We start from the raw sequence: 14,987 nt of genomic DNA on the forward strand, positions 1-14,987 counted from the left end.
CCCCGATCAGGTGGCTAGCGGGTCTCTTCGACCAGCCACGACAGGTACCGCGGGCTCCCGCCGATGATCGGCGTCACGATGACCTCGGGCAGGTCGTAGGGATGCCGCACGTTCAGGAATTCCTCCAGCGCGCCGGAGCGATCCGCGGCCGTCTTGCATTCGACGCGCCATTCGGCCGCCGTCTGCACCTCGTCCTCCCACCGGAAGACGCTGGTGATCGGCCCCACGATCTGGGCGCACGCGGCGAGCCGGGCCTCGATGGCGCTCGCGGCGAGAGTGCGCGCGGCGGCCTCGGAGTCGACGGTGGTGGTGACGACGACGTGGTCAGCAGACATGACCCGCACCGTACCGTAGCCGGAAAAAAGAATTCGGCGCACCGAAAAAAATTATCCGGACCACCGGCGGCGAGCATTCTGCCGACCTGATCAGGCAATTCGCGAAACCCATCAGCTTGCGGTTTTCTGAATCTCCCCTTTATCGTTGCAGTGAAAGGGGTGAGCACGAACCCATGTCTCCCGCATTGATCGCTCTGTTCAGCGCGTTCGGCCTGGTACTGGCCGTCGAGCTGCCGGACAAGACGCTCGTCGCGACCCTGGTGCTCACCACCCGTTTCCGGGCCTGGCCGGTATTCGCCGGAGTATGCGCCGCGTTCGCCGCGCAATGCGTGATCGCGGTGGCTTTCGGCAGTCTTCTCACGCTCTTGCCGGAAACCCTTGTTTCGGTGCTGGTCGCCGCGATGTTCGGCGTCGGCGCGTTCCTGCTGCTGCGCGAGGGCTTCAGCGAGGGCAGCGAGGCGGGCGAGGACGCGTCGCGGTCCGGACCCGGACCGGTGTCGTTCCTGCGGTCGGCGCTCACGTCGTTCGGCGTGCTCTTCGCCGCGGAGTGGGGCGACGCCTCCCAGCTGGCGACAGCCGGTCTCGTCGCGCGCCTCGGCAATCCGTTCGCGGTCGGCGTCGGAGCCTTCGTCGCGCTGGTTTCGGTCGCCGGGCTGGCGGTGTTCATCGGCGCGAAGATCCGCGACCGGCTCCGGCCGAAGCTGATCCAGCGGACCGCCGGGTTCGTGTTCGCCGGATTCGCCGCGTTCGCGCTGGTGCAGCTGCTCTGGTAACGGCGGCTTCACAGGAACGCCAGGTAACCTCTTCGGAACTTCCGAACGAGGACCAGGTGAACCCCCGGTGACGCCATGGTCTCCGCCATGACCGTCGAGGAGCGCCCGTGCCGACCACCTCCCGCGCCGCCGGGTCGCCGGTTTCGCCGGTGCACGGCCGCCTCGCGCTGGTCGGCATCGGGGCGGCCGTGGTCATCGCCACGGACCTGCACCTGCGGCTCTCCGCGCAGATCAGCCCGATCTGGCAGACGCTGTCGGAGTACGTCTACGGCAGGCTCGGCGACCATTCGGCCGCGCGGCTCTTCGCCGTCATGTGCCTGGCTCTCGCACTGGGTTCGCTGGCGTTGCTGGCCGGGCTGGTCAAAGCCCGCCGCTCGCCCGCGGTCGTCCTCCTGCTCGGCGTGTGGTGCGCCGGCCTCACGATCTGCGCGACTGTCCCGGTCGACCCCAACGGCGAAGCCCGCTCCTTCGACGGCCAGTTGCACAACGCCGCCGCCCTCACCGCGTTCCTCGCGCTCCCCACGGCCGCCTGGCTGCTGACCCGCCGCGGCGGCCGATCCTGCCCGTGGGAACCGCGCCGCACGACGATCCGCCGGCTGGCTGTCGCGAGTTTCGCCAGCGTGGCCGTGGTGCTGGGCGGCTTCGTCTTCACCCTGATCACCGGACCCGCACAGCAGGACGTGACGCTCGGGCTGTTCGAGCGGCTCCTGTTCACCGTGGATCTGGCGCTGCTGCTGACCATGGTCCGCCCGCTGCTCGCCGCTTCCCGCCGCTAGGCCCGCAGCACCTCGGCAAGCCGCAAAGCCGCCTCCACCGCCAACGGCCCGACCTCGTCCGAGGCCAGCGGCTCCAGCGAGATGACCCCGACGCTCGCCCGCAGCCCCGGCACCCCGCGCACCGGCGCGGCGACCCCCGAAGCACCCGCTTCGATCTCGCCCGTCGAGACGCTCCACCGGTCGGTACCGCCGGGCCGCAACGCCATCGCCCGCCCCGCCGCGCCGGAAGCGAGCGCGTGCCTGCTGCCGACCCGGTACGCCACGTGGTAGCTCGTCCACGACGGCTCCACCACCGCGACGGCCTGCGCGTGATCGCCCTGCGCCACCGTCAGGTGCGCCGTAGCGCCGACTTTCTCGGCCAGTTCGCGCAGCACCGGCCGCGCGGCCTCGCGCAGCTGTGGCAGCACCTGACCGGCCAGCCGCAGCACCCCGACGCCGAGCCGCACCTTCGTGCCGTCTCGCCAGATCAGGCCGCGTTCGGCCAGCGGCACCAGCAGCCGGTACACCGCCGCGCGGCTCGCGCCGATGGTCACCGCCAGTTCGGAGATGGTCGCCGCCTGCTCGCCCGAATCGGCCACCGCTTGCAGCAGCGCCAGACCGCGGTCGAGGGTCAGCGACCCCTCCCTGCTCACAACAGCTCGAGTTCACCCAGGTCGGCCACCGGCTCGGCGAACGACGCCGCCGCGTACGACCCGAAAAGCTCCCGCACGGCCTTCGCGGCGGGCTCCGGCAACGCGCGGGCTTCGTCCGCGAGCGCCTTGCCGTCGGTCGATTCCAGCGCCGCCCGGACGTCGCCGCCGGAGAGGCAGCGCGCCGACGCGACGAGCAGGTTCAAGAAGCCGTGGTGCGTGAAACCGGTCTCCGGGTCGACGTGCCGGACCGCGCGGTGCAGGCTGTTCGTCGCCTTGAACGACGCCCCCGGCGATCCGCTGACCACGGACAGGAAGTCCGCGACCTCGTCCACGCTGGGAAAGTTCTCTCCCGCCTTGCCGCCGCAGCGGATCTTCGGCCAGCTGCCGTGCTCGATCACGTTGCGGACGCCGTCCAGCCAGCCGACGCCGCGCCGCGGTTCGACCACCCGGATGACGTCCTCGGGCACGAACTCCGAGACGCGCTCGAGCCACACCTCGTCGACGTCGGACGGGGCGGGCATCTCCACCATCCGCAGCGACAGCAGCTCGCTGCGCGATTCGACGATCGAGATCGCCTTCGGAACCCCGCCGAGCCCGGTGTCGATGATCAGCGACAGCGGCAGCGGCTCCTTGGGCTTGATCTTGATCAGCTCGGTGATCAGCTCCGGCAGCCGCGAGGCCTGGCACAGGAAAACCCCGAGTACCCCGGCGTGTTCCCCGCTGCGCGATTCGAAGTGCGCGCGCAGCGCCTCCGGCATCGCGACGTCCGCGGGCGGGAAGAGCGCCGAGTCGTCGACGAGCCGCGCGAACAGGGGAGGAATTCCACGGGGGCCGGGGGGCGTGAGTTCCACAGCGCTTGACACGACTGACACGCTAGTAGCGTACGGCAAGGGGACAAAATCGTTCGCTCTGCGGACACTTTTCGAGGCCCTCCAGACGAGCCCGAGTTCCGTCCGATTCGCCGAATTCTCCCGGCAGCGCTGTCTTGCTGATCCCCTGACCAGCACTTTCCCGTTCCCTGGGTGATCTTCCCGCGCACTCTTCCCTTTGCGCGGCAATTCAGGTTAGGCTCACCTAAGTAGGAGGTGAGCCGTGACCGAGGCACCCGTATCCGTGCGCCGCCCGCCCGCGCCGAATCCCGCCGAACGCGCCAAGACGATCGCGACCCGCGGCGGCCCGGCGACGATCATGCCGACCGTCGAGCGCGCCGGCTGCGACGCCGAACGCGTCGAGCCCGTCCTGCATCACGTGCACCACAGCGGAAGCGTCAGCATTCTTCTGCCGGACGAGCACCCGATGGTGTGCGCGTCCCGGCAGGCTCAGCGCGGCGAGCTCGCCGTCATGGTCGAGCTCGCCGACCACGCCCCGGTAGCGCTGCGGGAACCGGTCCGCGGCCTGCTGTGGATCACCGGATGGCTCCGGCCGCTGACGGCGGTTTCGGCCCGCGCGCGTGCGGTGTCGATCGCCGAACAGCGGCCGGACCACCGGCTTCTCGACGTCGGCCACGGCCTCACGCTGCTCCGGCTGACCCCTGCGTCCCTGGTCCTCGCCGACGCGGAGGGCACGCATTCGCTGCGGCCGCACATGTTCAGCGCGGCCCCGCCGGACCCGTTCCACGACTACGAGGCGGAATGGCTGCGGCACCTGGAAAGCGACCACCCGGACGTGGTGGAACAGCTGGCCCGGCACCTGCCCGCGGAGCTGCGCGGCGGCCGGATCCGCCCGCTCGGCCTGGACCGGTACGGCCTGCGCCTGCGCGTCGAATCGACGGCGGGCGACCACGACGTCCGGCTGGCGTTCTCCCGCACGGTCGACAGCCCGCCGCAGCTGGCCGCGGAATTGCGGCGGCTCATCGGCTGCCCGTTCCTGCGCGGCGAAGCCTGACTGTCAGCTGTCCGCCAGCTCCGGAGGAAACCCGCCGGTCGCGATCGGCCCCCACCGGTCGATCGTGATCCGGATCAGGCTCTTGCCCTGTTTGCGCATCGCCTCGCGGTATTCGTCCCAGTCCGGGTGCTCGCCCGAGATGCTGCGGAAGTAGTCGACCAGCGGCTCGACCGAATCCGGCAGGTCGATCACCTCGGCGGTCCCGTCGACCTGCACCCACGGGCCGTTCCACTCGTCCGACAGCACGCAGACCGACACTTTCGAGTCGCGCCGGAGGTTGACCGCCTTCGCCCGCTTTGGATACGTCGCGATGACGATGCGGCCCTCGTCGTCGACGCCGCAGGTGTTCGGGGACAGCTGGGGCCGTCCGTCGGCGCGGGTCGTCACCAGGATCGCGCGGTGACGCGGTTTCAGGAACGCGACCAGTTCAGCGCGCTCGACCTTCGTGTTGGTGGCGATAGTCCTCGGCATACCCCGACGGTAGCGTGCGTTCATGCGCACCACAGAACGTTCCGGAGGGCCGTCCGGCCCGCGATCCTGGCTCAACCCGGCGCTTCCGGCGTTCCCGGCTCAGCTCACCGACCCCCGCGAGCGGCGCGCGGTCAAGATCGAGCTGATCCTCGTTTTCGGCATCACGCTGGGGATGTCCGGTGCGCGCAGCCTGCTGTCCCTTGTGGACTCTCTGCTGCGGCCGACCCCGTTGGCGCAGCAGCAGGTCCAGCTCAACGTCCCGCGCGCCGCCGCGAGCCTGCTGGACCTGCTCCAGCAGTTGCTCAGCGCCGCGCAGCTCGTCGGCTGGGGCGGGCTCGGGCTGTACCTGCTGTGGCGGGCCGGGCTGAAACTGCGCGAAATCGGCCTGAGCCGCCGGATCCGCTCCGACGCGCTCATCACCGTCGGAATCGCCGCGCTGATCGGCATTCCCGGGCTCGCGCTGTACTTCGTCTCGTATCACCTCGGGTTCAGCCTCGCGGTGCAACCGTCCACTTTGGGCGACACCTGGTGGCGGCCGATCGCGCTGACGCTTTCCGCGTTCGGCAACGCTTTCGCCGAGGAAGTGCTCGTGATCGGGTATCTGCTCACGCGGCTGCGGCAGCTCGGCGTGCGCGAGAACGCGTCGCTGTTCGGCGCGGCGGTACTGCGCGGTTCCTACCACCTGTACCAAGGGTTCGGCGGGTTCGTCGGCAACCTCGTGATGGGCCTGGTGTTCGGCCGCGTGTGGCAGCGCTCCAACCGGCTGTGGCCGCTCATCGCCGCGCATACTTTGTTCGATGTGGTGTCCTTCGTCGGCTATTCGTTGCTGAAAGGCCGTCTTTCCTGGCTCCCGTGATGCCCGCTCATTAGGCTCGCACTTCGTGAGCGAGACGAGCGAGAGCACCGCACCGCCCAGGGTCGACAGCGAAGTCGGGCCGCTTCGGGCAGTCCTGCTGCACCGGCCGGGAAACGAGCTGAAACGGCTCACTCCCCGCAACAACGACAAGCTCCTGTTCGACTCCATCCCGTGGGTGAGCCGCGCCCAGCAGGAACACGACGCGTTCGCCGACGTCCTGCGCGGCCGCGGCGTCGAAGTGCTGCTGCTGGCCGACGTTCTCCGCACCGCGCTGGAAGACCAGCGCGCGCACGCCGCCGGGGTCCACGCCGCGGTGGACGACCGGCGGCTCGGCAGCGATCTCGCGGATTCGCTGAGGTCGCACCTGACGAGCGTCGACGCGCCCGCGCTCGCCGAGGTCCTGATGGCGGGCATGACGTTCGAGGAGCTGCCGTCGGCCGAGGGCGCGTCCCTGGTGCGGATGATGCACCATCCGCGCGACTTCGCCGTCGATCCGCTGCCCAATCTGCTCTTCACCCGCGATTCGTCCGCGTGGATCGGCGACCGCGTCGCGATCTCGTCGCTGACCATGCCCGCGCGGCGGCGGGAAACGGCGCTGCTCGACCTCATTTACGCCTACCATCCGCGATTCCGCCACGCCGCCCGCGCTTACGGCGCGCATTCCGCGCCGATCGAAGGCGGGGACGTGATGCTGCTGGCTCCCGGCGTCGTCGCGATCGGCGTCGGCGAACGCACGACCCCGGCCGGAGCCGAATCGCTCGCTCGTTCCGTATTCGCCGACGGGCTCGCGCATACCGTGCTCGCGGTGCCGATCGAACAATCGCGCGCGACAATGCATCTCGACACCGTATGCACGATGGTCGATGTCGACGCCGTCGTGATGTATCCGCTCGCCCGCGATTCCCTCACCGCGTTCACCATCAAACCGACCGGCGACGGCGGCGTGAAAGTCGCCGGCCCGACGCCATTCCTCGAAGCCGCCGCGGAGGCGATGGAGATCGACCGGCTGCGGGTGATCGACACCGGCCTCGACCCGGTCACCGCGGAGCGCGAGCAGTGGGACGACGGCAACAACACGCTGGCACTGGCCCCGGGCGTGGTCGTGGGGTACGAACGCAACGCGGAGACCAACGAGCGGCTCACCGAGGCGGGAATCGAGGTGCTGCCGATCGCCGGGTCCGAACTGGGGTCGGGCCGCGGCGGGCCGCGCTGCATGTCGTGCCCGGTGCGCCGCGATCGTCCGCCGAAGAAAAGTTAGCCTCTCCTTAATAAGGGTCAACACATTAAGGGAAGGCTAAGCAAAATAAGTATTTCCTTCTTGAGGAATGGTAACCCTAATAGGGTGGAGATCACCAGCCAAAAGTGGAAAAAAATCCGCTATTGACGTACCGTGACGGACATGGCCCTCATGAAGAAAGAACCGCGCTCCAAGTTCTACGAACTGCTGCAGGCGCAGATCCACAACGAGTTCAACGCCTCCCAGCAGTACATCGCGCTCGCGGTCTGGTTCGACAACGAGGACCTGCCGCAGCTCGCGAAGCACTTCTACAAGCAGTCGGTGGAAGAGCGCAATCACGCGATGGCGCTCGTGCAGTACATGCTCGACCGGGACCACCACGTCGAGATCCCCGGCACCGGCGAGGTCCGCAACGAGTTCTCCGCCCCGCTCGAGCTGCTTGAGCTCGCGCTGGAGCAGGAGAAGGGCGTCGCCGCCGACATTTCCGCGATGGCGAAGGCTGCCCGGGCCGAGGAGGACTACATCAGCGAGCAGTTCACCCAGTGGTTCCTCAAGGAGCAGGTCGAGGAGATCTCCCAGATGTCGACGCTCGTCACGGTCGCGCGGCGCGCGGGTGACAACGTCTACGAGATCGAGAAGTTCCTGCACCGCGAGGCCGTCGGCGACGCCGGAGCCGACTCCGGGATGCCCCCGGTCGCGGGTGGCGCGCTGTAACGCCCGGAACAGGCCTGGAGCCCGGTTGTCCCCAGTGTGGACAACCGGGCTTCCCCATGTGGATAACTTCATCGCCGCGCGTAGTGCGTGATGAGTACGCCGGTGGTGGTCGCGACGCTTCCCGTCAGCGAGAACTCGGTCAGCGGGGCCGGTCCCTCGAACAGTCGCGCGCCGCGGCCGAGCGTCAGCGGATGGATCAAAAGCGTGTAGTTGTCGATCAGTCCGGCGGTGTGCAGCGAGCGCACGAGCGAAACGCTGCCGATGATCGAAAGGTCCTTGCCCGGCAACGCTTTCAGCTCCGCCACGGTCTCCATCGCGGATCCGCGCAGCAGCACCGAATTCTGCCAGGCGTCCGCGTTTTCCAGGGTGGTGGAGACGACGTACTTCGTCGCGGCGTTCATATGCGTGGTGAACGGATTCCCGTCCGTCCGCGGCCCCCATGCCGTGGTGAAGTCCTCCCAGGTACGCCGTCCGAACAGCATGTCTCCGGGGCGGCTCATACCCTTACCCATCTCACGGGCCATGACGTCGTCGCTGTAGCCGGTGCCCCAGCCGCCTAGGTCGAACCCACCGCGCGTGTCCTCGTCGCTGCGGCCGAGGCCTTGGACGACGCCGTCGAGAGTGATGCTCAGGGTGACGCTGATCGAACGCATCAGGATGTCCTTCCGCTTCCGCGGGCCGCCGACCGGCCCGTCACCCGCTACACGAGCGGCGCGGAGCCACATCGACATCGCCCCGGCGGAATTTTCAGCTGGCGCAATCCTGTGTCTTCGCCCGGACCTCGATGCCCTGGACCGCCCCGTCCGAATTCAGCGTGAAGTGATACGCGCCGTCGTCACCGGTCGGCGACACGAGCGCGCTCCCTGACTCCGACGTGCCCGGGTAGATCGCGGTGACCTGGTCCTTCGGCGATCCCTCGCCCACGCCTTCCGGGGTGTGCGCGGCACCGTCGGGCTTCACCGCGACGACGCCGTTCTTCTGCGACACGACCGCCGTCGCATCGGGCACTCCGGCACCGCTGACGTCGTAGTAAGTGCAGCCAGCCGACTCTTTCACCGCCGTGAGCTTCATGCCCTGGTCCGCAAGCTGCTGCTCGGTCATGCCGAGCTTCACCGCACCGAGACCGTCCGCGGTCACCAGCGCTCCGGACGCGGCTTTCGGCAGTGTGGTCTGCGGCGGCGCGGGCTTCGTGTGGTGCGGACGCGCGGGCGGTACCGGCGGATCGGCCACGCTGGTCTCCATCGGCGCGGACGGCGCTTCCACCTGCGTCGATTCGGCACTCGACGGGGGTTCGGCTGCCAAGGAAGGCGTCGTGGGCTGAGCCGAAGCGACCTGCCGGGCGGCGACGTCAGATGCCGTGGGCTGCGTCCGCAACTGGAGCGCCACCAGTCCGGCCGACGCCACCGCCAGCACGCACGCCGCCCCGGCCGCGGACGTCAGGATCCGCTGCCTGCGCCGCCGCCGGCGCGCGCCCGCCACGATGGCCGACGCGGCGTCCTCGGCTGGTTCGACGGCTAGCCGGTCGTCGGCGAGGAGGGCGCGGAGCCGCTGTTCCAGATCGTCGGGCGCGCTCACCCAGCGTCGCCTCCTTCCTGGTTCCTCAGTTTCGCCCGCAGGGACGCGATCGCCTTGCTCGCTTGGCTTTTCACCGTCCCCTGGCTGATGTTCAGCGCCTTGGCGATTTCCACTTCGGACAGTCCTTCGTAGTACCGCAACACCATCACCGTGCGCTGCCGCGGCGGGAGGTCGCGCAGCGCCTGCCACAGCGGCTCGTGCTCGAACGGATCCTTCGGCGCGCACGGGCTGGTGTCGGGCAGGTCCGCGACCAGGTTCTCCCGGCGCGTCCGGCGCCAACGGCTGACGTGCGCGTTCGCCATCGAACGCCGCACGTACGCCAGCGGGTCGCCGGTCTTCTCCTGCACGTACGACCAGCGTGCGCCGATCTTTTCGAGCACGGTCTGGACGAGGTCCGCGGCGTCGTGCGGATTTCCGGTGAGCACGTGGCCGTAGCGGAGCAGCCCGGGCAGCGCCTCGCGCACGAAGTCGCCGAAGTCCGCGATGGCGTTGACGGCTTCCGCCTGCTGGCCAGCCCAGGGCGGATCCCCGCTCGCCAGGGGCAATGCGGCTGCCGTCACCGTATCGCCCCCTCCCCGGATGACCGCGTCCAGCGACGGTTCCTCGTCATCCCCACCACGCATGAGCGCCCCCGAGGGTTGTCCCGGCTCCGTCGCTACTTTCCGTAGCTGTGGACAACCGAGGTCAGCGCACGGAAAGAGACTCGGGCAGCTGCAGGGAGCCGCCGGAGTCAGTGGGGAAATCGTGGACCGCGACCACAGCGTTTCGCGGGATCGGGCCGTAGATGTGCGGGAACTGGATTCCGCGCGGGTCCGGCGGCGCCCCGTCCTCCCAGCGGACCGGCGCGTCGACCAGCTTGGGATCGATTTCCAGCAGCACCAGGTCGGTTCGGCCGCGGTAGAGCGCGTTGGCGGGCAAGGCGACCGTGCCCGGGTCCGAGCAGTGGATGAATCCGGCGTCTTCGAGCGACGGCGCGCGGTATTCGCCGTCGGCGGGCACCGCGGCCCACTCGTCACGAGTGCAGATGTGGAGGATCACGGGGCGATCATCCACCTGTGGACAACTCAGGTCGAGGTGTCCACAGGTGGATGACTCAGCGGATGGTGAGCTGCCGCCCGATCAGGCCGTCGCGGGCACGCCGCTCGGCGGCGTTGAGCGGCTCGTGCTCGAGCGACTTGAGCGCCTCGTCCAGCCGGGAGCCGAGCTGGTCCTTGGGCTCGGCCCACTCGCGGGCGTGCGCCTCCGGGTCGAGGTCCCACACCGGGACGAGCAGGCCGTGCGCGCGGAACGATCCGGCGTAGCGGGTGCCCTCGCCGAGGCCGAGCGTGCCCGCCGCGGACAGCCGCGCAAGCGCTTGCAGCAGCAGGTTCTCCGGTTCCGGGCGGACCCAGCGCAGGTGCGCCTTCTCGCCGGCGAGCACCCAGTACGCGCCGGAGCCGAGCCGGTCGGTGGGCATGATCGCGGCGTTCGCGCGCTCCAGGGACACCGCGACGTCACCGGTCGCGTCCGCGTCCTCGGGCAGCCACCACGCGAAGTCGGTGTGGAGAGCGACCTCCAGTTCCGCGCTCGGCACGAGCAGGTCCTGGAGCCGGTTGTGCTCGTCCGGATCGGTGGGCGACGTCGTGTCCGGCACCGACAGCACGTCACCCGGTTCGGCGTCGAGCAGCCAGCGCAGCGCGCGGCCGAGGTCGCGGCTGATGTCGGAGGACCGCGTCTGCACCTGCAGGCCGAGGAAGCGCTCGCCGTCCGAGCGGACGAACGCCGCCGCGGCCATGGGCAGCACCGTGCCGAGCGTGACGTCGCCGCCGTCGGCGAGCGTGAGCTTCGCCGTGGCCGACGGGACGAACTCGCGCAGCGCGATCAGCTCCGGCTCCGCCGCCAGACCCTCGAACGGCTGGCCGACGAAGACGTCGCGCACCTTCGGCTTGCGGTCCGGCTTGGGACCCTTCTTACGCGCGCCTTTACCCATTTCAGCCTCCTTGGAACTCAATGCCAGACGCTATCGAAGCGACTGGCCGCGCGGGCTCGCGGGTTAGAGTCAGCTCGTGTTCGACCCTCGCGATCCCGCCTTCCTCGCCGACCCGTATCCCGCGTTCGCCGCGCTGCGCGCCGAAGGCGAGGTGCACCAGCACGAGGGCCTCGGCATCGCGATCACGGTTTCGCACGCCGCGTCCGCCGCCGTGCTCCGCCACCGCGGGCTCGGCCGGATCTGGACCGACGCGCAGCCGCTCGAACGGTTCGCGTCCTTCAACCTGCTGCACCGCAACTCGTTGCTGGAGAACGAACCGCCCGCGCACACCCGTCTGCGCCGCGTCATCGCCGGCGAATTCGGCCGGGGCCACGTGCAACGGCTGCGTCCGATGGTCGCGGAACTCGCGGAGTCCATGGTGGACACTCTGGCCGCGAAAATCGCCGCCGACGGCAGCGCGGACCTGCTCGAACACCTCGCGCAGCCGCTACCGGTCGCGGTCATCGCCGAACTGCTCGGCGTCCCGACGTCGGACGGCTCGCAGCTGGTGACGTGGAGCAACGCCATCGTCAAGATGTACGAATACGGCCTGTCCGAGGACGGCCGCGATGCCGCCGAGCAAGCCGCCGCCGATTTCGTCGCGTATCTGCGCGACGTCGTCGCTGGCTCCCCGAGCGGGATCGTCCGCGACCTGACCGCGAGCGAGCTGACCCCCGACGAGGTCGTCGCGACCGCGGTGCTGCTGCTGATGGCCGGGCACGAGGCGACGGTGAACGTGATCGGCAACGGGGTGACCGCGCTGCTGACCCACCGCACCGAATGGGAACGGCTTAGGTCCGACCCAACGTTGCTGGACTCGGCTGTGGAAGAACTGATCCGCTTCGACTCTCCGTTGCAGCTGTTCGAGCGCACCGCGACCGAGGACGTGGAAATCGCCGGTCACCGGGTCGCGAAAGGCTCGAAGATCGGTGCGCTGCTCGGTGCCGCGGCGCGCGACCCGAAGGTGTTCGACGCCCCGGACACGCTGGATGTCGGCCGGTCGCCGAACGCACACCTCGGGTTCGGGATGGGGATCCATTACTGCGTCGGGGCGCCGCTGGCCCGGGTCGAGATCGCGGCCGCGTTGACGGCGTTGACGAAGCGGCTCCCGGACCTGCGGCTGGCGGCTGAGCCGGAGCGGAGGCCAGAGTTCGTGATCCGGGGACTGCGGACATTGCCGGTGACTGCCTGAGCTGCGCGATTCAGGTGGCGAGCGCTGCACAATCGCGCCTCCGCGAGGCAGCATCAGCGCCGTCCGACCGCGATCTCGCCTGGCGGTGAAGCGGCTTCCGGACCCTGCGGCTGGCGGCCGAGCCGGAGCGGAGGCCAGAGTTCGTGATCCGGGGACTGCGAACATTGCCGGTGACTGCCTGAGCTGCGCGGTTCGAGTGGCGAGCGCTGCACAATCGCGCCTCCGCGAGGCAGCATCGGCGCCGTCCGACCGCGATCTCGCCTGACGGCGAAGCGGCTCCCGGACCTCCGGCTGGCGGCTGAGCCGGAGCGGAGGCCGGAGTTCGTGATCCGGGGATTGCGCACGTTGCCGGTGACTGCCTGAGCCTCAGCGCAAACCCGCGAACAAGTCGTCCTCCACTCCACTGCCGAGCTCGACCGCGCCATTCGTGCGAGCTAGGTGGTAGTCCTCCCACGGCCATGCTTTTCGCTCAATCTCGCGGGAGTGAGCGAAAAACGGATGACCTGGATCCATCTGCGTAGCGTGCGCGCGCAACGCGGCGTCCCGGGTCGCGAAGTGCTCTTCACAGCGGATGCGAGTGGTCACGGTGAGCACGTCGGTCGGCGGCAGTTCTTCCAGGACCGGTCCCATCAACGACTCTTGACCAGCGGCAAGGGTCGCCTCGTGCATGGCTTCGAACCAGGATCGGCTGAGTGTGGCCAGGTAGTAGAGCTTGCGCGGGGATCCGTCGTCGGATTCGTCGAACGCCGCGCTCGTGACCTCGTGCGTGCGGATGTGGTCGGGGTGTGGATAACCGCCCGTCTCGTCATAGGTGACCACTACCTGTGGACGGAATTCCCGCATCAACTTCAGCAACGGTTTTGTCGCGTCGGCCAAGGGAATCCGCGCGAAGCTTCCGGCGGGAGACGGCTGATCCATCCCGGAGTCCTCGTGGCCGAGGAACGTCTGGCGGATGCCGAGAATCCTTGCCGCATCAGCCATTTCCCGGCGGCGGATAGCAGGCAGATCCCGCCGGACCTCCTCTCGATCCCAAGCCGGGTTGAGGACATCGCCGCGTTCGCCGCCGGTGCAGGTGGCGACCAGGACGTCGACGCCTTCGGCCGCGTAGCGGGCCAAGGTCGCGGCGCCTTTGCTGGATTCATCGTCAGGATGGGCGTGCACTGCCAGGAGGCGGAGCGTCATGCGCGAGTTCCTTTCGGGAAGAACAGGGCGGGGATAAAGCTCAGCAGGGAAAGCCCGAGTGCCCAGGTGAACGTGGTGCCGAACGCGGCGGCACCGGCTGGTTGCGCGTGCAGGACAGCCACCAGCAACGCCGTGCCCAGCGAGCCGCCGATGCGGTTGACGACGTTGATCGCGCTCGACGCGCGCGGGATTTGGCTGCGCTCCAGCGAGGTGTAGAGCATTGTCATGCCCGGGGTAGTCGTCGCGCCTAGGCCGAACCCACGGATCAGCAGCGAAACTGTCAACAGGGTCGGGCTTGGGGAATCGCCGAGTTGGGTGAAGGCGATCGTTCCTACCAACGACAGCGCGATGCCGGTGAGCATGACCGTCCGCGAGCCGAAGCGGGCCAACAGTCTTCCGCCCGCGATGAGAACGACAGCGGAACCTAGAGCCTGCGGTGCGAGCAGAAGTCCGGCAGTGAGGGCGGACGTGTGCTGGATTTGCTGGTAGTAAAGCGGAAGCAGCAACATCGAGCTGTACAGCGACGCGCCCAGCAAGAAGGTGCTCGCGCTCGCGACGGTAAAAGCCTTGTGCGCGAACAACTTCAAGTCGAGCAGTGGTGCTTGCGCACGACGGGCATGCCAGGCGTACGCGATCAGCAGGACGGCTCCGGCGATGGCGAACGTGGTGGAACCTTCGCCTAGACCGTAGCCGAGCGCGCCGAGCCCGGGCGGGAGCAGCAGGAGGCCGCGGACGTCGAGCGGATCGCGGGTGCCAGCGGGTTCCTCGCGTGGCAGCACCCGGACGGCCAGCAGCAAAGTCGCTACCCCGAACGGCACGAGCCCGAAGAACAGCCAGCGCCAGCCAAGGTCCTGGACAAGCGCACCGCCGAGCATCGGACCGAGCACCGGCGCGACGGTGGCGGGCAACGTGACGACGCCGATCATCCGGCCCAGCCGAGGACCGGCTGTCTGCGCGAAAATCGCCTGGCCCACGGGTTGCATGAGCCCTCCGCCGAGCCCGTGCAGCACGCGGAACGCGATCAGCGCCGGAGCCGACCAGACGAACCCGCACAGCACCGTCCCCAGCGTGAACAGCCCGACGGCCGCGAGCCACACCTGACGGCCGCCGAACCGGTCGGAGAGCCAGCCGGACAGCGGGATGGTGAGCGACGCGGCCAGCAAGTACGCGCTGGCGACCCACTGCATGGTCGGCAGCGAACTGTCCAGATCCCGCGCCATCACGCCGATCCCGACCGACACGATCGTCGCGTCGAGGATCGACAACACCGCGCCCAGGATCAGCACCCCGCCGAGCCGGCGAAGCCCGGAATCGGAGACCGGAAGTTGCGTGGTCATCGAATCACCCCCTTC

General features: G+C 69.1%; 18 protein-coding genes. 7 read left to right on the forward strand and 11 right to left on the reverse strand.

Going from position 1 to position 14,987, the window contains the following annotated elements; genetic code table 11:
• Window positions 1-14 precede the first annotated feature (14 nt).
• A complete protein-coding gene (gene cutA, locus ACZ63D_RS14785; protein ID WP_465354853.1) occupies window positions 15-335 on the reverse strand; it encodes a divalent-cation tolerance protein CutA in 321 nt (106 codons plus the stop codon).
• Between the two features lie 173 nt (window positions 336-508).
• On the opposite strand from cutA, the gene ACZ63D_RS14790 reads away from it, so the two are divergent.
• Entirely contained in the window at window positions 509-1,108 is a 600-nt protein-coding gene (locus ACZ63D_RS14790; protein ID WP_465354854.1) for a TMEM165/GDT1 family protein, read from the forward strand.
• Window positions 1,109-1,215: 107 nt separating this feature from the next.
• A complete protein-coding gene (locus ACZ63D_RS14795) occupies window positions 1,216-1,884 on the forward strand; it encodes a DUF998 domain-containing protein (RefSeq protein WP_465354855.1) in 669 nt (222 codons plus the stop codon).
• Here the strand turns inward: ACZ63D_RS14795 and ACZ63D_RS14800 are convergent.
• Together ACZ63D_RS14800 and ACZ63D_RS14805 are read right to left on the reverse strand one after the other, a co-directional pair.
• Window positions 1,881-2,516 (reverse strand): IclR family transcriptional regulator, encoded by a 636-nt coding sequence (locus ACZ63D_RS14800; RefSeq protein WP_465354856.1) that lies wholly within the window; start codon window positions 2,514-2,516, stop codon window positions 1,881-1,883. The genes ACZ63D_RS14795 and ACZ63D_RS14800 overlap by 4 nt on opposite strands.
• Window positions 2,513-3,367 (reverse strand): hypothetical protein, encoded by an 855-nt coding sequence (locus ACZ63D_RS14805; RefSeq protein WP_304597981.1) that lies wholly within the window; start codon window positions 3,365-3,367, stop codon window positions 2,513-2,515. The genes ACZ63D_RS14800 and ACZ63D_RS14805 overlap by 4 nt, the downstream gene beginning before the upstream one ends.
• Window positions 3,368-3,608: 241 nt before the next feature.
• On the opposite strand from ACZ63D_RS14805, the gene ACZ63D_RS14810 reads away from it, so the two are divergent.
• Window positions 3,609-4,400, forward strand: a complete 792-nt coding sequence (locus ACZ63D_RS14810) for a DUF2470 domain-containing protein (RefSeq protein ID WP_465354857.1) — start codon at window positions 3,609-3,611, stop codon at window positions 4,398-4,400.
• 3 nt (window positions 4,401-4,403) lie between these two features.
• Here ACZ63D_RS14810 and ACZ63D_RS14815 read toward each other — a convergent pair whose 3' ends face one another.
• A complete protein-coding gene (locus ACZ63D_RS14815; protein ID WP_465354858.1) occupies window positions 4,404-4,871 on the reverse strand; it encodes a PPOX class F420-dependent oxidoreductase in 468 nt (155 codons plus the stop codon).
• Between the two features lie 22 nt (window positions 4,872-4,893).
• Between ACZ63D_RS14815 and ACZ63D_RS14820 the strand changes: the two genes are divergently transcribed.
• The 3 genes from ACZ63D_RS14820 (at window position 4,894) to ACZ63D_RS14830 (ending at window position 7,678) form a co-directional block, all read left to right on the forward strand.
• Complete coding sequence (locus ACZ63D_RS14820; RefSeq protein ID WP_465354859.1) at window positions 4,894-5,727, forward strand: CPBP family intramembrane glutamic endopeptidase; 834 nt, start codon at window positions 4,894-4,896, stop codon at window positions 5,725-5,727.
• Between the two features lie 25 nt (window positions 5,728-5,752).
• The gene (locus tag ACZ63D_RS14825; protein WP_465354860.1) at window positions 5,753-6,985 is read left to right on the forward strand and encodes an arginine deiminase; all 1,233 of its coding nucleotides are present in this window, start codon (window positions 5,753-5,755) and stop codon (window positions 6,983-6,985) included.
• 141 nt (window positions 6,986-7,126) lie between these two features.
• Window positions 7,127-7,678, forward strand: a complete 552-nt coding sequence (locus tag ACZ63D_RS14830; RefSeq protein ID WP_465354861.1) for a ferritin — start codon at window positions 7,127-7,129, stop codon at window positions 7,676-7,678.
• Between the two features lie 68 nt (window positions 7,679-7,746).
• Here the strand turns inward: ACZ63D_RS14830 and ACZ63D_RS14835 are convergent, their stop codons facing one another.
• The 5 genes from ACZ63D_RS14835 to ACZ63D_RS14855 all read right to left on the reverse strand — a co-directional run bounded on the left by ACZ63D_RS14835 (window position 7,747) and on the right by ACZ63D_RS14855 (window position 11,222).
• A complete protein-coding gene (locus ACZ63D_RS14835; RefSeq protein WP_465354862.1) occupies window positions 7,747-8,331 on the reverse strand; it encodes a dihydrofolate reductase family protein in 585 nt (194 codons plus the stop codon).
• 94 nt (window positions 8,332-8,425) lie between these two features.
• Entirely contained in the window at window positions 8,426-9,253 is an 828-nt protein-coding gene (locus ACZ63D_RS14840; protein ID WP_465354863.1) for a hypothetical protein, read from the reverse strand.
• On the reverse strand, window positions 9,250-9,876 hold the full coding sequence (locus ACZ63D_RS14845) for a SigE family RNA polymerase sigma factor (protein WP_465354864.1): 627 nt from the start codon (window positions 9,874-9,876) through the stop codon (window positions 9,250-9,252). Before ACZ63D_RS14845 ends, ACZ63D_RS14840 begins: the two co-directional genes overlap by 4 nt.
• 61 nt (window positions 9,877-9,937) lie before the next feature.
• Window positions 9,938-10,291: a DUF952 domain-containing protein gene (locus ACZ63D_RS14850; protein ID WP_465354865.1), complete on the reverse strand. Its 354-nt coding sequence runs from the start codon at window positions 10,289-10,291 to the stop codon at window positions 9,938-9,940.
• Between the two features lie 55 nt (window positions 10,292-10,346).
• Window positions 10,347-11,222 (reverse strand): DUF5926 family protein, encoded by an 876-nt coding sequence (locus ACZ63D_RS14855; RefSeq protein ID WP_465354866.1) that lies wholly within the window; start codon window positions 11,220-11,222, stop codon window positions 10,347-10,349.
• 76 nt (window positions 11,223-11,298) lie between these two features.
• Here ACZ63D_RS14855 and ACZ63D_RS14860 point away from each other — a divergent pair, with 76 nt between their 5' ends.
• Window positions 11,299-12,453 carry a cytochrome P450 gene (locus tag ACZ63D_RS14860; protein WP_465354867.1) on the forward strand — a complete coding sequence of 385 codons (1,155 nt, stop codon included), beginning with the start codon at window positions 11,299-11,301 and terminating at the stop codon, window positions 12,451-12,453.
• A 366-nt stretch (window positions 12,454-12,819) separates the two neighbouring features.
• On the opposite strand, the gene mca is transcribed toward ACZ63D_RS14860, so the two are convergent.
• Window positions 12,820-13,635, reverse strand: a complete 816-nt coding sequence (gene mca / locus ACZ63D_RS14865; RefSeq protein ID WP_465354868.1) for a mycothiol conjugate amidase Mca — start codon at window positions 13,633-13,635, stop codon at window positions 12,820-12,822.
• Window positions 13,632-14,972, reverse strand: coding sequence for an MDR family MFS transporter (locus tag ACZ63D_RS14870; protein ID WP_465354869.1), 1,341 nt, complete (start codon window positions 14,970-14,972; stop codon window positions 13,632-13,634). Before ACZ63D_RS14870 ends, mca begins: the two co-directional genes overlap by 4 nt.
• Between the last annotated feature and the right edge of the window lie 15 nt (window positions 14,973-14,987).

The sequence above is a fragment of the Amycolatopsis sp. NPDC104775 genome, assembly GCF_055583325.1.